Annotated in this window: 18 protein-coding genes; 6 read left to right on the top strand and 12 right to left on the bottom strand. The window is 70.2% G+C overall.

Translation table 11 applies throughout. The annotated features are described in order from the left end of the window. The first annotated feature begins 111 nt into the window (after positions 1–111). Together htpG and ACZ7LS_RS15670 are read left to right on the top strand one after the other, a co-directional pair. Positions 112–2121 (top strand): molecular chaperone HtpG, encoded by a 2010-nt coding sequence (gene htpG, locus ACZ7LS_RS15675; protein ID WP_385134887.1) that lies wholly within the window; start codon positions 112–114, stop codon positions 2119–2121. Positions 2122–2211: 90 nt separating this feature from the next. Further along, a complete protein-coding gene (locus ACZ7LS_RS15670; RefSeq protein ID WP_382521072.1) occupies positions 2212–2478 on the top strand; it encodes a hypothetical protein in 267 nt (88 codons plus the stop codon). Between the two features lie 28 nt (positions 2479–2506). On the opposite strand, the gene tatA is transcribed toward ACZ7LS_RS15670, so the two are convergent. The 4 genes from tatA to ACZ7LS_RS15650 form a co-directional block, all read right to left on the bottom strand. Further along, the gene (gene tatA, locus ACZ7LS_RS15665) at positions 2507–2773 is read right to left on the bottom strand and encodes a Sec-independent protein translocase subunit TatA (protein WP_385134888.1); all 267 of its coding nucleotides are present in this window, start codon (positions 2771–2773) and stop codon (positions 2507–2509) included. Between the two features lie 129 nt (positions 2774–2902). Next, the gene (locus ACZ7LS_RS15660) at positions 2903–5764 is read right to left on the bottom strand and encodes an HAD-IC family P-type ATPase (RefSeq protein WP_385134904.1); all 2862 of its coding nucleotides are present in this window, start codon (positions 5762–5764) and stop codon (positions 2903–2905) included. A 64-nt stretch (positions 5765–5828) separates the two neighbouring features. Next, positions 5829–6197: an ArsR/SmtB family transcription factor gene (locus ACZ7LS_RS15655; RefSeq protein ID WP_382521075.1), complete on the bottom strand. Its 369-nt coding sequence runs from the start codon at positions 6195–6197 to the stop codon at positions 5829–5831. An 88-nt stretch (positions 6198–6285) separates the two neighbouring features. After that, positions 6286–6579: a twin-arginine translocase TatA/TatE family subunit gene (locus ACZ7LS_RS15650; protein ID WP_385134890.1), complete on the bottom strand. Its 294-nt coding sequence runs from the start codon at positions 6577–6579 to the stop codon at positions 6286–6288. 171 nt (positions 6580–6750) lie between these two features. Between ACZ7LS_RS15650 and ACZ7LS_RS15645 the strand changes: the two genes are divergently transcribed. Further along, positions 6751–8028, top strand: a complete 1278-nt coding sequence (locus ACZ7LS_RS15645) for an FAD-dependent monooxygenase (RefSeq protein WP_385134891.1) — start codon at positions 6751–6753, stop codon at positions 8026–8028. A 70-nt stretch (positions 8029–8098) separates the two neighbouring features. Here ACZ7LS_RS15645 and ACZ7LS_RS15640 read toward each other — a convergent pair whose 3' ends face one another. Continuing rightward, complete coding sequence (locus ACZ7LS_RS15640) at positions 8099–8815, bottom strand: hemerythrin domain-containing protein (RefSeq protein WP_385134893.1); 717 nt, start codon at positions 8813–8815, stop codon at positions 8099–8101. An 87-nt stretch (positions 8816–8902) separates the two neighbouring features. Here ACZ7LS_RS15640 and ACZ7LS_RS15635 point away from each other — a divergent pair, with 87 nt between their 5' ends. The 3 genes from ACZ7LS_RS15635 to ACZ7LS_RS15625 all read left to right on the top strand — a co-directional run bounded on the left by ACZ7LS_RS15635 (position 8903) and on the right by ACZ7LS_RS15625 (position 12335). Further along, positions 8903–9535, top strand: a complete 633-nt coding sequence (locus tag ACZ7LS_RS15635; RefSeq protein ID WP_382968768.1) for a TetR/AcrR family transcriptional regulator — start codon at positions 8903–8905, stop codon at positions 9533–9535. A 163-nt stretch (positions 9536–9698) separates the two neighbouring features. Continuing rightward, positions 9699–11486 carry a S9 family peptidase gene (locus ACZ7LS_RS15630; RefSeq protein ID WP_382674781.1) on the top strand — a complete coding sequence of 596 codons (1788 nt, stop codon included), beginning with the start codon at positions 9699–9701 and terminating at the stop codon, positions 11484–11486. Positions 11487–11582: 96 nt separating this feature from the next. Further along, entirely contained in the window at positions 11583–12335 is a 753-nt protein-coding gene (locus ACZ7LS_RS15625) for an SURF1 family protein (protein ID WP_385134895.1), read from the top strand. A 132-nt stretch (positions 12336–12467) separates the two neighbouring features. Here the strand turns inward: ACZ7LS_RS15625 and ACZ7LS_RS15620 are convergent, their stop codons facing one another. From ACZ7LS_RS15620 to ACZ7LS_RS15590, 7 genes are all read right to left on the bottom strand, one after another. Continuing rightward, a complete protein-coding gene (locus ACZ7LS_RS15620) occupies positions 12468–13859 on the bottom strand; it encodes a hypothetical protein (RefSeq protein ID WP_385134896.1) in 1392 nt (463 codons plus the stop codon). Continuing rightward, complete coding sequence (locus tag ACZ7LS_RS15615) at positions 13856–14431, bottom strand: SigE family RNA polymerase sigma factor (RefSeq protein ID WP_385134898.1); 576 nt, start codon at positions 14429–14431, stop codon at positions 13856–13858. The genes ACZ7LS_RS15620 and ACZ7LS_RS15615 overlap by 4 nt, the downstream gene beginning before the upstream one ends. 422 nt (positions 14432–14853) lie before the next feature. After that, on the bottom strand, positions 14854–15912 hold the full coding sequence (locus tag ACZ7LS_RS15610; protein WP_382674769.1) for an aspartate-semialdehyde dehydrogenase: 1059 nt from the start codon (positions 15910–15912) through the stop codon (positions 14854–14856). Positions 15913–15955: 43 nt separating this feature from the next. Further along, positions 15956–17227, bottom strand: coding sequence for an aspartate kinase (locus tag ACZ7LS_RS15605; RefSeq protein WP_382521090.1), 1272 nt, complete (start codon positions 17225–17227; stop codon positions 15956–15958). 234 nt (positions 17228–17461) lie between these two features. Next, the gene (locus ACZ7LS_RS15600) at positions 17462–18130 is read right to left on the bottom strand and encodes a DUF5063 domain-containing protein (RefSeq protein ID WP_356515286.1); all 669 of its coding nucleotides are present in this window, start codon (positions 18128–18130) and stop codon (positions 17462–17464) included. Beyond that, a complete protein-coding gene (gene recR / locus ACZ7LS_RS15595) occupies positions 18123–18722 on the bottom strand; it encodes a recombination mediator RecR (RefSeq protein WP_030353222.1) in 600 nt (199 codons plus the stop codon). The genes ACZ7LS_RS15600 and recR overlap by 8 nt, the downstream gene beginning before the upstream one ends. A 141-nt stretch (positions 18723–18863) precedes the next feature. Continuing rightward, positions 18864–19199 carry a YbaB/EbfC family nucleoid-associated protein gene (locus ACZ7LS_RS15590; RefSeq protein ID WP_078490815.1) on the bottom strand — a complete coding sequence of 112 codons (336 nt, stop codon included), beginning with the start codon at positions 19197–19199 and terminating at the stop codon, positions 18864–18866. Positions 19200–19529: the final 330 nt, after the last annotated feature.

Genomic DNA, 19529 nt, shown 5'->3' with positions numbered 1-19529 from the left:
TGTGAGCCCGCTCTCGCCGCTCCCCCTGTGAGCGCCGCGGCGGCTGGATACCATGTGAGCCGGCCCACTGCATTGGCGCTGACGAGTAATCGGGGAAGGAATCCGGGCAACATGCCTATCGAGACATTCGAGTTCCAGGTAGAAGCGCGTCAACTCCTGCAGATGATGATCCATTCGATCTACTCGAACAAGGACGTATTTCTGCGCGAGCTCATCTCCAACGCCTCCGACGCGTTGGACAAGTTGCGGTTGGAGTCCCTCCGCGACGACAAGCTGCGGGAAGACGTATCGGATCTCCACATCGGCATCGAGGTCGACAAGGAGCACCGCACGCTCACCGTTCGCGACAATGGCATCGGCATGTCGCACGACGAAGTAGTGCAGCTCATCGGGACGATCGCGAATTCCGGCACCGCGAAGTTCCTGAAGGAGTTGAAGGAACTCAAGGAAGCCAAGGACGCGGCCGCCTCCGAGGAACTCATCGGACAGTTCGGCGTGGGTTTCTACTCCAGCTTCATGGTGGCCGATGAGGTCACGCTGCTGACCAGGCGGGCGGGCGAGAGCCGGGGGACACGCTGGGAATCCAGCGGCGAGGGTACGTACACCATCGAGACGGTCGACGACGCGCCGCAGGGTACGTCGGTGACGCTGCGGCTCAAGCCCGAGGACATCGACGACCAGCTCTTCGACTACACGTCCACCTGGAAGATCAAGGAGATCGTCAAGCGGTACTCGGACTTCATCACCTGGCCCATCAAGATGGCCAAGGAGCCCACGGACGCGGACACGGACGCCGACACGGGCGCCGACACGGGCGCCGCCGACACCGGCACCGCCGCCGACGCCGACGCCGGCACGGACGCGAACGAGGACGGCGGCAGTGCCGTCCCGCGCGAGACCGAGACGATCAACTCCATGAAGGCGCTGTGGGCGCGGTCCAGGGGCGAGGTGACCGATGACGAGTACAGCGAGCTGTACAAACACATCAGTCACGACTGGAACGACCCGCTCGAAACCATCCGTATGCAGGCTGAGGGCACCTTCGAATATCAGGCGCTGCTCTTCATCCCGTCCCACCCGCCCCAGGACCTGTTCATGCAGGGGCACAAGCGCGGAGTCCAGCTCTATGTGAAGCGCGTGTTCATCATGGACGACTGCGAAGCGCTCATGCCCGAATACCTGCGCTTCATCAAGGGTGTCGTCGACGCGCAGGACCTGTCGCTCAATGTCTCGCGGGAAATCCTCCAGCAGGACCGCCAGATCCAGTTGATGCACCGCCGCCTCGTCAAGAAGGTGCTGTCGACGCTGAAGGACATGATGTCCGGCAGCCCAGAGCGTTACGCGACGTTCTGGAAGGAATTCGGCCGGGTCCTGAAGGAAGGTCTCCTCAGCGACTTCGAGAACCGCGACGCGATCCTCGGCGTCTCCTCGTTCGCGTCGACCCAGGACAAGGAGGGGCTGACCACCCTCCGGCAGTACGTGGACCGCATGAAGGAGGGCCAGCAGCACATCTTCTACATGACGGGCGAGTCGCGCTCGGCCATCGAGAGTTCGCCGCACATGGAGGCGTTCCAGGCCAAGGGCTTCGAAGTGCTGCTGCTGACCGACCCGGTCGACGAGGTGTGGGTCCAGTCCGTACCGGAATTCGACGGCAGGCAGCTGCGGTCGATCGCCAAGGGCGAGGTCGATCTCGACACCGAGGAGGAGAAGAAGGAGGTCGAGGCCGAACGCGAGAAGCGGCAGCAGGAGTTCGCCGGTCTGCTGACATGGATGACGACGGAGCTGAGTGAGAGCGTGAAGGAGGTACGGCTCTCGTCCCGGCTCACCGTCTCGCCCGCCTGCATCGTCGGGGACACCCACGATGTGACGCCCGCCCTGGAGAACATGTACCGCGCCATGGGCCAGGAGGTGCCACGCATCAAGCGCATCCTCGAACTCAACCCCACGCACCCGCTGGTGACCGGGTTGCGGAAGGCCCACACGGAACGGGACGCCGACGCGGGACTGTCCGAGGCGGCCGAACTCGTCTACGGGATGGCCCTCCTGGCCGACGGCGGCGAGCTGAGCGACCCCTCGCGCTTCATCAAGCTGATGGCGGACCGGCTGGAGCGCACCCTGTAGCCGGGCGCCGCCGCCGTCCGCCGCGCCGCGTACGGCCCTGTCCGGATCTCACCCATAGTCCTAAACTTGCGCAACCCTTAAAGTGTTCGCATGAATGTTCAGGGCAGGGATCCGGGCAGGCACCCGGACGTGAATACGGGCAGGACGGAATGGGAAACCGCGGTGCTCGACGGCGGACCCGCGGACGGCATACGGATGCGGGTCACCGACCGGCCGGCCGTGGTGCAGGTGACGTACCCCTGCGAGCTGGAAGGGCCCGCGGGCGGCGCGCAGGCGGAGGCGGTCTACGTATACCGGCGGGATCCGCGCGTGCAGGGCGAGCCGCTGCGGTATGGAATCGACAGGGCCAGCCCCTGAGTTGAGCCGCGCGCACCACGCTCAGCGCTCAGCGCCCCGCGTCATCGCCGGCGGTTCCGGAGGGCGCGCGACCGGAGGGGGCGCGACCGGAGGGGGCGCGACCGGAGGGGGCGCGACCGGAGGGGGCGGGGTGCGTGGCGCCCTCCCCCTTCATCGCCCTCGCCTCGCTCTTGAGAATGCGCAGGGACTTGCCCACCGAACGCGCGGCGTCCGGCAGCCTCTTCGAGCCGAACAGCACGATGATCACGATCGCCACGATCAGCAGATGCCAGGGCTCCAACCCGTTACGTACCATCGCCGCCCCGCCTTCCCCTCATCTTCCCCTCATCGAACCGCGGACCCGTCGACGAGCCGTGCACCCGTCGACCATGAATTGCCGTATTGCGCAACTGTACAACCATGAGGGTCCGCCGGCCGGGCGCCCCTACAGCTGAGCGCCGCCGATACGCCGCCGCGCGAAGACCAGTCCGGCCGCGTACAGCCCCAGAACCGCGCCGAGCAGTACGTAGGAGAGCCCCGGCAGCGCGGACATGCCCAGAAGAGGGCCGAACGGCGAGAGCGGCAGCAGCAGCCCGGTCACGGCGAGCCCGGCGGCGGCCCAGCGGACGGGGCTCGGTGCCCCTCGGGCGGACGCGGGGCGTGCGCTCGTACGCAACAGCAGCATCACCAGCGCCTGGGTGAGCAGGTTCTCGGTGAACCATCCGGAGTGGAACTCCGCCTGGCCGTCCCCGTCCACGACGCCGTGCGAGGCCGACGCGAGCAGCGCGAACGTCGCGAGGTCCGAGAGCGCGTTGATGAGACCGAAACCCGTGATGAACCGGAAGAACGCCCGGGAGCGCAGCTCCGTCGGCCGGCGCAGCGCCTCGGGCCGCGGCCGGTCGTACGCGAAGGCGAGCTGCGCGGCGTCGAAGCACAGGTTCTGTACGAGGACCTGAGCAGGAAGCATCGGCAGGAACGGCAGCAGCAGCCCCGCGACGAGCATCGCGATGACATTGCCGAGGTTGGAGGAGAGCGTGATCCGCAGATACGTGACGATATTGCCGCTCGAATGGCGCCCGGCGCCGATCGCGTGCTCGATCGCGGTGAGGTCCTTCCGCGCGAGCACGACATCGGTGGACTCGCGGACGACGTCGACGGCGTCGCGCGGGCATATCCCGACGTCGGCGGCGTGCAGCGCGGGCAGGTCGTTGACGCCGTCGCCGAGGAAGCCGGTGGTGTGCCCGTCGGCGCGGACGGCGGCGACGATACGGGCCTTGTGCTCGGGTGTGCAGCGCGCGAAGACGGTGGTGCGCCGGGCGACCTCGGCGAGTTCCGCGTCGGTGAGCGCGTCGAGCCGTTCGGCGGTGACCACCTCTCCGACGCCGCCCCCGAGCCCGCCGCCGCCCTCGACGCCGAGCCCGCCGCCCCCGAGCCCGCCGGCGCCCCCGACGCCGGGCCCACCGCCCGCGAGCCCGCCGGCGGCCGTGTCGAGGCCCAGATCCAGACACGCGCGGGCCGCCGTGCCCGGGTGGTCGCCCGTCAGGATCTTGACCGTGACGCCGCGCGCGGCAAGCGCCTTCAGCGCCTCGGCCGCGGTCGGAGCGAGCGCGTCGTGGAGCGCGACGAAGCCCAGGAAGTCGAGCCCGCGCTCGTCGGCCGGGGTGTAGTCGCGGTGACGGGCGGGCCGTTCCGCCGTGGCGACCGCGAGCAGCCGCAGACCGCTGTCCGCCTCGCGGGCGGCCAGCGCGGTGAGCCGGTTCCGTTCCTCGTCGTCGAGGGCGCACCGCTGGAGTACGGCCTCCACCGCGCCCTTGACCACGAGGGTGTGGGTGCCGAGGCTGCCGGGCCGTCGTACGACCGCGGTGGAGAGACGCCGTACGGAATCGAACGGGAGGGCCGCCACGCCCTCGTACCGCGCCGGATCCTCCTCGTCCGCCGCGTCGAGGATCGCGTCGTCGAGGACGTCCGGGGCGGGCAGATCGGCCAGTTGCAGGGTCCACCAGGCGTTGACGGCGGCCCAGCGCAGCACCTCGGGGTCGGGATCGCCGTACGCGTCCTTCGACCCGCCGAACACCGGCCGGTCCTGGGTGAGGGTGCCCGTCTTGTCCAGGAACAGTACGTCGACGGCGCCGAGGTCGTGCAGCGCGGGCAGGCGTTTGACGATGACCGCGTGGTGGCGCGCGAGGCGTGAGGCGCCACGGGCCAGGGCGATGGTGACGATGACCGGCAGCATCTCGGGCGTGAGACCGACGGCGACCGCGACCGCGAAGGGGAGCGTCTCCAGGCCCCGGCCGCGCAGGGCGGCGTTGGCCATCAGGACGAGCGGCGGGGTGAGCAGCATGAACCGGATGAGGACCCACGAGATGCCGTGCACCTGCCGGTCGAAGGCGCTGGCCGTACGGCGCCCCGGCCGGCCGCGCGCGGCGCCGAACCGCGTACGTGTCCCGGTCGCCACGACGACGGCGGTGCCGCTGCCCGAGGCGACACTGCTGCCCTGGAAACACAGCCGCGGCTGCGCGAACACCCCCGCGAACGCCTCGCCCGCCGCGGGGGTACGGTCCGGCGCCCCGACGCCTTCCGGGCCCGCCGCGTCGACGGCGTACTTCTCGACCGGCGCCGACTCCCCCGTCAGCGCCGCCTGATGCACGGTCAGCCCGCTCGCCCGGAGCAGCAGTACGTCGGCGGGCACCAGATCGCCGGGGCCGAGGCGGATCACATCGCCCGGCACCAGCTGGTCGACCGGAATCTCCCTCGTCCGCGAGCCGCCCCCGTCACTCCCGCGCCGCAGCACCGTCGCCGTGGTCGCCACCAGCTCGCGCAGCCCGGCCATGGAACGGTCGGCCCGGTGCTCCCCCGACGAGCGCAGCAGACAGCTGACCACGACCAGCGAGAGGATCACCAGGGCGGTGCCCCAGGCGGAGACGGTGGCCGACACCACCCCGAGACAGAGCAGTACGGCGGTGAACGGATCCCGCGTGCTCCGTACGAAACGCCGCGGCCAGGACGCCGTACGCCACTCCGGCACCGCGTTCTCGCCGTACCGGAGCAGCCGCTCCTCGGCCTGCGCGTCCGTCAGCCCGCGTGGCCCGCTGTCCAGGCGCCGCAGCACCTGGAGGGTGGTGAGGGCGGCCGGATCCGGCGGGCTGCCGTCCTCGCCCGGCGCCCCGCCCGGCGCCCCGCCCGGCGCCCAGAGGTCCGTGGGACCGCGGCCGGCACCGGACCCGGACCCCGGACCGGATCCCGGCCCGGACCCTGCGCCGGCCGCCGTGGAGACATCGGCCCCGGACACACCAGCCCCGGACGCCATGGAGTCGGACGCCATGGAGTCGGGCGCCACGGGGTCCGGCGCCACGGGGTCGGGCACCGCGGACTCAGGCCGTGATGTCGCGGACGCGCCGCGCCGGAGCGTGCGCCGCGCGGTCGGTCAGCTGTCCGACCATCAGCCGGACCACGGTCACGACATCCGGATCGTCGACGAAGTACACCTGGCGACGGCCCTCGCGCCGCGACCGTACGAGACCGGCCAGCTTCAGCTTCGTCAGATGCTGGCTCACGGCGGGCAGCGCCCCGCCCACGCGCTCGGCGAGTCCGGTCACATCGCTCTCGCCCTGGGCCAGCACCCACATGATGTGCAGCCGCGCGGACGACGCCAGCAGCCCGAACGCGGCGGCGGCCTCGGCCAGCACCTCGGCAGGAGGGTCCTCGAAGCCGCCGGCACCCGCCGGCACACCTGGCGTCACGATCGCTCTCCCGTCCCGCGCGGGCCGTCACCCCGTCAACCCGAATGTCCTCATACCTGAAGGCCCGAACCAGCGGTTCAGTCTAGGGCTACGGCTTGTCGCGGGAGTCCCGCGCGGGAACGTCGTCCCGCTCGACGATGACGCCCGTGACGACACGACGCTCCTCCTGCGGGACGGCGCCGGACGTCCTGCCGGCCTCCTGACGCTCCGTCGCGCTCGCCACCTTGCCCTCCTCCTTGCCCTCCTCCTTGAGCGCCCTCTTCTCGCTCTTGAGGATGCGGGCGGCCTTGCCGGCGGAGCGGGTCAGTTCAGGGAGCCTCTTCACCCCGACGACCACCGCGACGACGATGAGGATCAGGGCCAGTTCACTCAAGCCGAACATCAGGTCTGCTCTCTCCCGGTAACGGAACGGATCGACTTCTACAGCGATGTAGAAGTATTCAGCACGGGGTGACCACCCAACAAGCCCATGCCGAGCCAACCGCACCACAGCCTGCTACTCTTCGTCCGCAATTGATCACTCAGTGTCACAACGGGACAACCGGGAGCACCTGTGAAGGTCGCGTGCGTCGGCGGCGGGCCCGCCGGCCTGTACTTCTCGATCCTGATGAAACGGCAGAATCCGTCCCATGACATCACCGTCTACGAACGGAACGCGGCCGGGTCCACCTACGGCTGGGGCGTGACCTACTGGGGCAGCCTGATCGACAAGCTGCATGTCCACGACCCGGAATCGGCGATCGCCATCAGCGAGAACTCGGTCCGCTGGAGCGACGGGGTCGCACACGTCGGCGACCGTACGACGGTGCACCACGGCGACACCGGGTTCGGAATCGGCCGGCGCCGGCTGCTCGGCATCCTCACCGAGCGGGCCCGCGCTCTCGGCGTACGCGTCGAGTTCGAGCACACGATCACCGACGCCGCCGAACTGCCCGACGCCGATCTGGTCGTGGCCTGCGACGGAGTCGGCAGCGCCCTGCGCGAGCGGCACGCCCGGCACTTCGGCACCGAAGCCACGGCCGGCCACAACACCTACATCTGGCTCGGCACCACCAAGGTCTTCGACTCGTTCACCTTCGCCTTCGTCGAGACCGGGCACGGCTGGATCTGGTGCTACGCCTACGGGTTCAGCGAGGACGCGAGCACCTGCATCGTCGAGTGCTCCCCGGCGACGTGGGCGGGCCTCGGGCTCGACAGGGCGAGCGAGGCCGACGGCCTGGCCCTGCTGGAGCGGCTCTTCGCGGGCCCGCTGGACGGGCACCGGCTGATCGGCCGGTCGCAGGCGGACGGCAGCGCGCAGTGGCTCAACTTCCGCACCCTGACCAACCGGACCTGGCACCGCGGCAATCTCGTCCTGCTCGGCGACGCCGCCCACACCACGCACTACTCCATCGGCGCGGGCACCACGCTCGCACTGGAGGACGCCATCGCGCTGGCCGGCGCGCTGCGCGGGCACAGCAAGCGGCGCGGACACGACACGCACAACACGCACGGCGCACACGACGCACACGACGCACACGACGCACACCCGGAACTGCGGCCCGCCCTCGTCCAGTACGAGCGGGAACGGAGGTCCGCCCTCCTCCCCGTCCAGAGCGCGGCCCGCTACAGCGCCCAGTGGTACGAGAACCTTCCGCGTTATATCCAGCTGGCCCCGGCGCAGATGTTCGCGCTGCTCGGGCAGCGGCACTCCCCCCTGCTGCCGCACATCCCGCCCCAGCTGTACTACCGGATCGACCGGGCGGCGGAACAGCTGGAGCCGCTGCGCAGGCTCAAGCGCTGGCTGGGCCCGAGGGTCGCGCGAACGCTGCACGCCCGTTCACGCGGCTAGCTCCCGTACGGGGACGTCGTCACCAGCCCCTTCGCCCAGTCCAGTACGTCATCGCCTTCATCGCCGTCATCTAGATCCTGTCGAGGTACGTCGTCACCGCCAGCGCCTTCTTGGTGGAGCGGTAGCGCGCCAGCAGTACCGGGCGCAGCCACCGCACCGACGCCGGGAAGGCGCTCAGCACGGCCGCGTATCCGGGGATCCGGTCCGGGTCCTCCATCAGGCCGAGCAGCAGATGCGGGCTGCCGCGGAAGCAGCCATGGAAGATGCCCTTCCGTACGCGGGCGAGGTCGGCGTCCGGCACCTGCGGGAACAGCTCCAGCAGGACCGGCTCCTCCTCGTCGAAGTGCCTGGCCAGAATCTCGCGGACCCGCTGGGCCGACGGCAGCCCGGACATGGCCGCCTCACCGATGACCACCAGCACCTCGGCGCGCCCGCCCGTGACCTCCCGGGCGTCGATCGCGTCGACCGCCCTGGCGAGGGTGTGCAGTTCGGCGTCGAGCGCCTGGTGCTCGACGAGCATCTCGTCGAGTTCGGCGACGGCGGCGGGAAACAGGTCTCGCAGCGCCGGCCAGAGTTGTTCGTCCTCGCTCCCGTGGTGGCTCGTGATGTAGTCGATCAGCCAGCGGGAGGTGCTGACCAGCGTCTTGACGTCGACGGGCTGACCGTCGGCGAGATTCGCGAACGAGACGGCCACCAGGGCGGCGCCGCGTCGCATGATCATGTGCTCGGCGAGGAGTTCGTCGTATATGCGCGAGCGTTCGGCTCGGAGCGCGGATGAAACCTTCATTTCTGTCCCTCGGAGATAGGGGTGAGCCCCTATGTATTGAACTCAAAGGTACTGCAATAAATGCCCGTTTTAACCTAAAATGTCCATATGGCTGACGGACGCCCGTACCACTCCCCTCGCCGCGCACTCACCGCGGCCGCCACACGGCGCGACATCATCGACGCGGCGCGGCGGCTCTTCCTTGAGCGGGGTTTCGCGCAGGTGACCGTCGCCGAGATCGCCCGCGAGGCAGGGACCGCGGTCAAGACGGTGTACGCCAGCGCCGGGGGCCGGCTCGACATACTGCGGGAGACCGTCCACCGCGCGGCCGCGCACTCGGGCGCTCAGGAGACCGTGAAGCGGATACGGGGCACCGAGGACGCCGTCTCCGCCATCGCCCTGCTTGCCCACCGCACCCGGCTCAGCAACGAGGAGCACCGCGAGTCGATCGCGATCCTCTACAGCGCGCTGCCCGTGCACGAGGCGGCGGAAGCACTCTGGGACGAAGGCACCTCTATCTACACATGTGCCCTCCGCGAGATCGCCTCACACCTCAAGGGCCTCGGTGCTCTCAAGACCGGGATGACCGTCGAGCGGTGCGCGGACGTGCTGTGGTTCTGCTTCGGGCTGGGCGCCTGGCGCACGCTCGTCGACGACTGCGGCTGGACCTGGGACCAGGCCGAGAAGGAGCTGGCGGCCGTGGCCACGAAGATGCTGCTCAAGGAGTTATCCACAGGCTGAGCGGGACGCCGACGGAATGTCAGGGGCCGGGCGCAGAATAGGGGGCATGACTGAGATCACCGGTTCGACACCGGATTCGACAGCGGCCTCGACGGCGGGCGCGGCGGCGGGTACGGCGACGCGCACGGCTGCGGCCCCGCCCCCGCCCCCGGCCGCGGCCTCGATGCCCGAGTGGGAGAAGCGCTTCCGGGCGCCGCGGGTCTCGCTGCCCGACTGGGCGGAGGACGCGCCGGAGCGCGCGCTGTTCGTCTCCAACGCGACGGGGACGTACGAGCTGTACGCGTGGGATCGCGCGACCGGTGAGCAGCGGCAGGCGACGGACCGGCCGAACGGGACGACGGACGGCGTGCTCTCGCTCGACGGCGAGTGGATCTGGTGGTTCTCGGACACGGACGGGGACGAGTTCGGGGTCTGGATGCGGCAGCGGTTCAGCGCCGGGGCGGACGGAGCCGGTGACGAGCCCGCGGTGGCGGGGCTCGCCCCCTCCTACCCGGCCGGGCTGGCGCTCGGCCGGGACGGCACGGCGGTGGTGGGGCGCTCGACCGACGAGGACGGCTCGACGCTCCATGTCGTACGGCCCGGCGAGGAGCCCGTGGAGATCTACCGGCACCGCGAGTCGGCCGGGGTCGGTGATCTGTCGCACGACGGCTCGCTGCTGGCGATAGAGCACACCGAGCACGGCGACGCGATGCACTCGGCGGTGCGGGTGCTGCGGCTGGACGGCTCGGTGGTGGCCGAACTGGACGACACGGAGGGCGGTACACGCGAGCTGGGCCTGGAGGTGCTGGGCTTCGCGCCGGTGGAAGGGGACAGCCGGCTGCTCATCGGCCATCAGCGGCGGGGCCGCTGGGAGCCGGTCGTCTGGAATCCGCTGACGGGCGAGGAGACCGAGCTGGCCATCGAGCTGCCCGGCGATGTCAACGCCGAGTGGTATCCGGACGGATCGGGGCTGCTGGTCGCCCATAGCTTCGAGGCCCGCGGCGAGCTGTGGCGCTATGACTTCGCCAAGAGCGCGCTGGTCCAGCTGGAGACCCCGGCGGGGACGGTCTCGGGGGCGACGGCCCGGCCCGACGGCAGCGTGGAGTATCTGTGGTCGTCTGCGGCCCAGCCGCCGGAGGTGCGTTCCACGGCGGGCGGGGTGGTGCTCGATCCGCCGGGACCCGCGGCGCCCGCGTCGGTGCCGGTGGAGGACGCGTGGGTGGAGGGCCCCGGTGGCCGGGTGCACGCGCTCGTGCAGCGGCCGGAGGGCGAGGGCCCGTTCCCGACGGTCTTCGAGATCCACGGCGGCCCGACGTGGCATGACAGCGACGCGTTCGCGGCGGGCCCGGCCGCCTGGGTCGACCACGGCTTCGCGGTCGTCCGGGTCAACTACCGGGGCTCCACCGGATACGGACGGGAGTGGACGGACGCGCTCAAGCACCGGATCGGGCTGATCGAGCTGGAGGACATCGCGGCGGTCCGGGAGTGGGCGGTCGCGTCCGGTCTGGCGGATCCGGCGCGGCTGGTGTTGTCGGGCGGCTCGTGGGGCGGCTATCTGACCCTGCTCGGTCTCGGCACCCAGCCCGATGCCTGGGCCGTGGGGCTCGCGGCCGTGCCGGTCGCCGACTATGTGACGGCGTACCACGACGAGATGGAGGCCCTCAAGGCGATGGACCGCACGCTGCTCGGCGGTACGCCCGAGGAGGTGCCGGAGCGGTTCGCGGCCTCGTCACCGCTGACCTATGTCGACGCGGTCCGGGCCCCGGTCTATATCTCGGCGGGCGTGAACGACCCGCGCTGCCCGATCCGCCAGGTGGAGAACTACGTGGACAGGCTGGCGGCCCGGGGCGCGGTCCATGAGGTGTACCGGTACGACGCGGGCCATGGCTCGCTCGTCGTGGAGGAGCGGATCAAGCAGGTCCGGCTGGAGCTGGAGTTCGCGGTCAGGCACCTGGGGGAGGTCGCACAGTGAGACGAGGGTGAGGTGAGGTGACGGGAGGCCGCGGCCCGGGGCCTCCACGGGGGACCCGGGACCGGGGGCCTGGGCGGCGTTCCGTACCGTGGAGGGGTGTACCGCTTCCTGGTGACTCCGCGCTGGTTGGGGATCAACGTCTTCGTCCTGCTGGCGATTCCCGTGTGCATTTTCATGGGGATCTGGCAGCTGGGCCGCTTCGAGGACCGCGTCGCCTCGCACGAGGCCGCGACGGCGGCGCCCGATCCCGGTGAGCGGCCCGCGGCGGCGCTGGAGACACTGCTGCCGGTCGACCAGAAGACCTCGGGCCGGCACACCACCGCCAGTGGGCGCTACGAGGACCAGTTCCTGGTGCCCGACCGGGAGCTGGACGGCAAGACCGGTTCGTATGTGCTGACCATGCTCCGTACCGATGGCGGCAAGGCGCTGCCGGTGGTGCGCGGCTGGCTGCCCAGCGGTGAGAGGGCGCCCGCGCCGCCCACCGGCGAGGTGACCGTGGCCGGGGCGCTCCAGGCGTCCGAGTCCAGCGGCTCCGACGGGGTGCGGGCGGGCGGCGGGCTGCCGCGCGGACAGCTGGCCATGATCAGCGCGGCGTCGCTGGTCAATGTCGTGCCGTACGACGTGTACGACGCCTGGGTCACCGTCAGCACCGCGTCGGACGGGCTGCGGGCCGTGCCCGCGGGCGCGCCGCAGAACACCGGGCTCGACCTCAAGGCGTTCCAGAACCTCGGTTACACCGGCGAGTGGTTCGTGTTCGCCGGCTTCGTGGTCTTCATGTGGTTCCGGCTCGTCCGGCGCGAGGCGGAGGCGATCAGGGACAGGCAACTGGGGCTGGAGACCGCCGCTTAGCCCTTCCGGTCCCGCCAGGGCCGTGTCCCGTGACCGTCCTGGACGCCCGTGATCCTGTCCTGGACTCCCGTGACCCGCGTCCTGGAATCCTGTGAACCGTGTCCTGGATCCCGTGTGCCCCGCGCCCTGGCACTACGACGCGTTGAGGACGCCCGTCCGGTAGATGGTGCCCGCGCAGGCGTTGGAGATGCTCGTCTGGCCGCTCGGGGCGCCCGGCTCCGCCGTGTGGGTCACCGCGACCGAGCCGTCCAGCGTGCCGCCGTCGGTGGTGAGCTGGGGCTCCGTCTTCGAGCCGTCCGTGCCGGTGTCGGGTCCCGTACCGGGGTCGCCGGTCGTGCCCCCCGAACCGTCCTCGGACGGGGAGGGGTCGGGCGAGGCGCCGGTCGTCGGGCAGGTCTCCGAGGGCACCCAGGCGAACTTCACCTCGTACGCGCCGTTCGGCGGCAGCACCAGCGCCGATGCCTCCTGGGAGGGGTCGGGCAGCCCGGTCGCCGGGTCGCCCGCGGTGTGCGGCGCGACGACGATCTTGCTCTGGTCCGCCGCGCCCGTCGCCAGGCCGTTGACCGTGCCGCGGCCGGTGACCGAACAGCCCGAGGCCGAGACATTGGAGACGCGGAAGCTGCCGTAGACGGTGCCGCCGGCGTCCGGGGAGCCCGTCTGGCCCACGACCAGGAGCTGGCTCGAATCGCAGGGGGGCGAGGAGGCGGTCTCGTAGGAGGCGTCGGGGTCGGCCGAGCCGTCCTTGCCGCCGTTCGGCGAACCCGACGTACGCCCGCCGTCCGGCTCGTCCTTCCTGTCGGGCTCGTCCTCGTCGGCGGACACCTTGTCGGAAGGGCCGTCCGCGTCCTTCTTGCCGCCCGTGGTGTCCTTGTCGGCGTCGGTGCCGCCCTGCGCCCGCTCGCCGTGGCCGGTGCTGACGGCCCGGTCGTCCATCACGTCGGTGGAGTTGGCGACATGGACGAAGGCGGGGACCGCCGTACCGAACAGCAGCGCCGCCGCCGCCACGCCGACGACCGCCTGGCGCTTTCTGGCCCGCCGGGTCGGTACGGCCTTGCGGAGATGGTCGAGGGCGCCGTCGGACGGCCGCAGGTCGCCCACGGCGCCGTGCAGCATCCGCCGCAGCGCCAGTTCGTCCCCGTTCAGGACGCCGTTCAGGTCGTTGCTCGCGACCTCGCCGCCGTCACCGGCACCACGATCGCCGGCCCGGCCACCGCCGTCACCACGCCCGCCGGCGTCACCGGCCCGGCCACCGCCGTCACCACGGCCGCCGCCGTCACCGGCCCGGCCGCCGCCGTCACCGCTGCCGCCCTTGGCGGCGTCCTTACACCTGTCGGCACCCGTGTCACCGAGGCCGCTCAGCTCATTCTCCGGCCCGTTGTTCACAATTCCGTTCCCAGTCAGGTCGTCCGTCGGGGCGTCCGGCCCGGCCAGCTCGTTCGCGCGGCGCTCGCCGCGGTCCTCGCCGCGATTCCCGTCGGGGCTCTCGCCCCGGCCGAATCCGTGCCGGTCCTCGCGCCCACTCATGCCGTGGCCTCCATGGCGACGCGCAGCGCCGCTATGCCGCGCGAGCCGTATGCCTTCACCGAGCCCAGGGATATCCCGAGCGTCTCGGCGACCTGCGCCTCGGTCATGTCCGCGAAGTACCGCAGGGACAGCACCTCGCGCTGCCGGCGCTGGAGTCCGCGCATGGCCTTGATCAGCGCGTCCCGCTCCAGCAGGTCGTACGCGCCCTCCTCCGCGCTTGCCATGTCGGGCATCGGCTTCGAGAGCAGCTTGAGACCGAGGATGCGGCGGCGCAGCGCGGAGCGGGAGAGGTTCACGACCGTCTGCCGCAGATACGCGAGGGTCTTCTCCGGCTCACGTACGCGATTGCGCGCGGAGTGGACCCGGATGAAGGCTTCCTGGACGACGTCCTCGCAGGAGGCCGTGTCGTCCAGCAGCAGTGCGGCGAGACCGAGCAGCGACCGGTAGTGGGCGCGGTAGGTCTCGGTCAGGTGGTCGACGGTGGTACCCGCGGCCATCGCCTCGTCAGCGCCGTCGCGCTGGGACGGTATACGTGCGGGCCGCGCGGCGGGCATGGGGGCGATCACCGGCATGCCGCCGGGTGTGCGGGGCCCACGGAGCGGACGCACTGTCGCGCCGCGCACCGGGCCGATCGCTGTGATTTCGAGAACCTCTGCCACGCCAGTTGGACACGCTTCCCCCCACCAGGGTTGTACGCGCACGCCATCCCATTTGACGCTGCACCAAATACCCTCATGCGTAACTGATCTCCCCCTATGCCCCATATTTGCGACATCGCAAAGGGGCGACCGCAGAGACGCCTTCAGCCGTCCAGCGGTTGCAGAGCTCTCGCAGAAAGACGGATGCGCATCGTCGAACACGAAAACGTCCCAGTTCAAGAGGCATAGAGCGTGGAATTGCCCACAGGACGTTCACAGATTCTACAAACTTTTGTGGATCTTTGGCCTTCCCATTTCGCTCCCCCACGCGGCGACCGCTCCCGGGCGGACCGGAGTTACGGCCGGGACAGCTCGACGGCGACGGCCTCGGCGATCTGAGCGGTGTTCAGCGCGGCGCCCTTGCGGAGATTGTCGCCGCAGACGAACAGCTCCAGCGCCCGGGGGTCGTCCAGCGACCGCCGTACCCGCCCCACCCAGGTGGGATCCGTCCCCACCACATCGGCGGGCGTGGGGAAATCGCCCGCTCCGGGGTTGTCGAACAGCACCACGCCCGGCTGGGTCGCCAGGATCTCGTGCGCCCGGCTGACCGTGATCTCCTGCTCGAAGCGCGCGTGCACGGCGAGGGAGTGCCCGGTGATCACCGGGACCCGGACACAGGTCGCCGACACCCGCAGCGTCGGCAGGTCCAGGATCTTCCTGGTCTCCTCGCGGATCGCCATCTCCTCCGAGGACCAGCCGCCCTCCAGGGCGGACCCGGACCACGGCACGACGTTCAGCGCCAGCGGGGCGGGGAAGGGCCCGGTGGCATCGCCCACCGCGCGGCGCACATCGCCGGGGCGCGTGCCCAGCTCCGTACCGGCGACCAGGGAGAGCTGTTCGCGCAGCGCGCTGACGCCGTCCTGTCCCGCGGCGCTGACCGCCTGGTACGAGGAGACCGTCAGCTCCCGCACCCCGAACTCGGCGTGCAGCGCGCCCACCGCCACGATCATCGAGAGTGTGGCGCAGCCCGGACTCGCGACGATGCCGCGCGGACGGGCCCGTACGGCATGGGGGTTCAGCTCGGGTACGACCAGCGGGACGTCGGGGTCCATGCGGAAGGCGGCCGAGTTGTCCACGACCACGGCACCCTTGGCCGCGGCGACCGGTGCCCACTGGGCGGACACCTCGTCCGGTACGAGGAACAGCGCCACGTCCACACCGTCGAGAGCCGCCTCGGTGAGCGCGACGACCTCGGTCGCCTCGCCGCGTACGGACAGCTTGCCGCCGTCCGTACGCGGCGAGGCGATCAGCCGGATGTCGCCCCAGACGTCCGCGTGCTGCGACAGGATCTGGAGCATCACGGCGCCGACGGCCCCGGTCGCACCCACGACCGCGAGCGTCGGCCCGCCGTTCATCGCGCGGCGCTCCGCGCGGCGCCGCGAGGCGCGGAGGACGCGTTCATCGTCCGGTGCCTCCGTAGACCACGGCCTCGTCGGAGTCGCTGTCGAGCCCGAAGGCGGTGTGCACGGCGCGCACGGCCTCGGTGACCTCGTCCGCGCGGGTGACCACCGAGATACGGATCTCGGATGTCGAGATCAGCTCGATGTTCACGCCCGCGTCCGAGAGCGCCTCGAAGAATCCGGCGGTGACGCCCGGGTTGGTCTTCATGCCGGCGCCGACGAGCGAGATCTTGGCGATCTGGTCGTCGTAGCGCAGCGACTCGAACCCGATCGTCGACTTCGTCTTCTCCAGCGCGTCGATCGCCTTGCGGCCCTCGGTCTTCGGCAGCGTGAAGGAGATATCGGTCAGACCGGTCGACGCGGCGGAGACGTTCTGCACCACCATGTCGATGTTGATCTCGTTGTCGGCGATGGCGCGGAAGATCGTCGCGGCCTCGCCGGGCTTGTCGGGGACACCGACGACCGTGATCTTCGCCTCTGAGGTGTCATGGGCGACACCGGAGATGATGGCCTGCTCCACCTTGCGGTCCCCTTGCGGTTCGTTGCTGACCCATGTGCCCTGGAGCCCCGAGAACGAGGAACGGACATGGATCGGGATGTTGTAACGGCGTGCGTACTCGACGCACCGGTGCAGCAGCACCTTGGAGCCGGAGCTGGCGAGCTCCAGCATGTCCTCGAAGGAGATCCAGTCGATCTTCCGGGCCTTCGTCACGACCCGGGGGTCCGCGGTGAAGACGCCGTCCACATCGGTGTAGATCTCGCACACCTCGGCCTCCAGCGCGGCCGCGAGCGCGACAGCGGTGGTGTCCGAGCCGCCACGGCCCAGCGTAGTGATGTCCTTCTTGTCCTGGGACACCCCCTGGAACCCGGCGACGATCGCGATGTTGCCCTCGTCGAGCGCCGTACGGATCCGGCCCGGCGTGACATCGATGATGCGCGCTTTGTTGTGGACCGAGTCGGTGATGACGCCCGCCTGGCTGCCGGTGAACGACTGGGCCTCGTGGCCCAGGTTTTTGATCGCCATCGCCAGCAGGGCCATGGAGATCCGCTCTCCGGCGGTCAGCAGCATGTCGAACTCACGCCCGGCGGGGATAGGGGATACCTGCCCGGCGAGATCGATCAACTCGTCCGTCGTGTCACCCATCGCCGACACCACGACGACCACTTGGTGGCCGTTCTTCTTGGCGTCGACGATCCGCTTGGCGACCCGCTTGATGCCCTCGGCATCGGCTACGGAGGAGCCTCCGTACTTCTGCACGACAAGGCCCACGTGCGCTCCTCGCTCAGTCCATAGTCACTGTCGGCTCAGTTTAACGAGCGGCCGCACGGCGTCCCGGCTATACCACATCGTGAGATGTCCCGCCCACTCCGTGATCACCTTGAGACGGACACGGCCGCTCGGTGTGCATGCATGCCCCCGATGGCGCGGTACACGCGGGAACGTGGCCCACGTCACGAAGCCTTGCCCGCTCACACCGCCCGTGTCACACCCGAGCCGCTCGCGTCACCTGAGCGTGCGCATGCCCAGCGGGGTCGCGATCTCCTCCGCCATCACCTTGCCGGCCTCCTCCGCCAGCACGTCCTCGGCCTCCTCGGTCAGATCCTGGTCGGTGTCGAGACCGTCCAGGGCCGGGAGCGGCTGGTCGAGGCGCACGTGGGCGACCAGCGACTGAAGGGCGCGGAGCGTGGCGGACGCGGTGGAACCCCAGCTGGAGAAGTACGAGAACTGCCACCACCACAGCGCCTCGGTCGTCCGGCCCGCGCGGTAGTGGGCCAGGCCGTGGCGCAGATCCGTCACCACACCGGCGATGTCGTCGGAGATCCGGGACGGCACGGGCGCCTTGCGCGGTTCGTACGGGTCGAAGACCTCGGAGTAGACGTCGATCGGCTCAAGGATCACGGCGAAGCGCTCGCGCAGGTCGTCGACGTCCGGCTCGGGCCCGAGATCGGGCTCGTACCGCTCGTCGGGAAGGATGTCCTCATGGGCACCCAGCCGGCCGCCGGCCAGCATGAGCTGGGAGAACTCCAGCAACAGGAACGGCACGGCACTGTCCGGCTCATCGCCCTTCGCCACTTCCGTGACGGCCACGATGAAGCTCTCGATCTGGTCGGCGATCTGGACCGCGAAGTCGTCCGGATCCTGGTTCACGGCGTGCAGCGTTGCGTCAGACATCGAGAAGTCGTCTCCCCTCGAAGGCACGCCCGAGCGTGACCTCGTCGGCATATTCCAGGTCGCCCCCCACGGGCAGACCGCTGGCCAGGCGCGTGACTTTCAGGCCCATCGGCTTGATCATGCGGGCGAGGTACGTGGCCGTGGCCTCGCCCTCCAGGTTGGGGTCGGTCGCCAGGATCAGTTCGGTGACCGTACCGTCGGCGAGACGGGTCAGAAGCTCACGGATCCGCAGGTCATCGGGGCCCACGCCCTCGATGGGACTGATCGCGCCGCCGAGCACGTGGTACTTGCCGCGGAACTCGCGGGTGCGCTCGATGGCGACGACGTCCTTCGGTTCCTCCACGACACAGATCACCGTCACATCGCGGCGCGCGTCACGGCAGATCCCGCAGCGCTCCTCCTGCGCGACATTGCCGCACACGGCGCAGAACCGGACCTTGTCCTTGACCTCAAGGAGGGCATGGGCGAGACGGCGGACATCGGTCGGCTCGGCCTGGAGGATATGGAAAGCGATCCGCTGCGCGCTCTTGGGACCGACGCCGGGCAGCCTGCCCAGCTCGTCGATCAGTTCCTGGACCACGCCTTCGTACAACGGACTGCCTTCCCTACTACGGTGAGTACATACGCTAGTTGGTGTCAGCGCGGGTTAGAAGAGCGGGTTCAGCGGGCGAGAAGGGCGGAATTCCCGGGTCACCCGGACCGCGCGGGCCGGCGAGACACGGCACAGGACACCTCAGAAGGGCAGGCCCGGCATCCCGCCGAGTCCCTGCGCCAGCGGACCCAGCTTCTCCTGCTGCAGCTGCTGCGCGTTGTCGTTCGCCGCGTGCACGGCGGCCACGACGAGATCCGCGAGGGTCTCCGTGTCCTCGGGATCGACGGCCTTGGGGTCGATGACCAGAGCGCGCAGCTCTCCGGAGCCGTTGACCGTGGCCTTCACGAGACCACCGCCCGCCTGCCCCTCGACCTCGGCGTCCGCCAGCTCCTCCTGTGCCCGCGCGAGGTCCTGCTGCATCTTCTGGGCCTGCTGGAGCAGCTCTTGCATATTGGGCTGACCACCACCGGGAATCACGGTCACTCCTGGCATCTCGACGACGAGTTACTGGACGAGTTGTCCGTAAGGCGAGCCTACGTGGTCCCCGAGCACCGCGCCCTACCCCGCCGGAACGAACCCCAAGCGAACTCTTTCGGGTGAGAGCCTCCCGCTCCCCTACCTGATCACGGCGCCCGCACGGAAGGAAATGCCGGGGTTTCGGGCACAGAGCCCACCATTTGGCGGTAGGAAGTGCATGCACGTCGACAGGCGCACCGACAGGCGCACCGACAGGCCCTGGGGGCAGGCCCTGGGGGCAGGCCCTGGGCAGCCCCGGGCCGTACGCGCGCACACCGACCGTCACGCAGA

It is taken from the genome of Streptomyces sp. NPDC039430, assembly GCF_055639435.1.
This window is presented reverse-complemented; position numbering and strand designations above follow the sequence as displayed.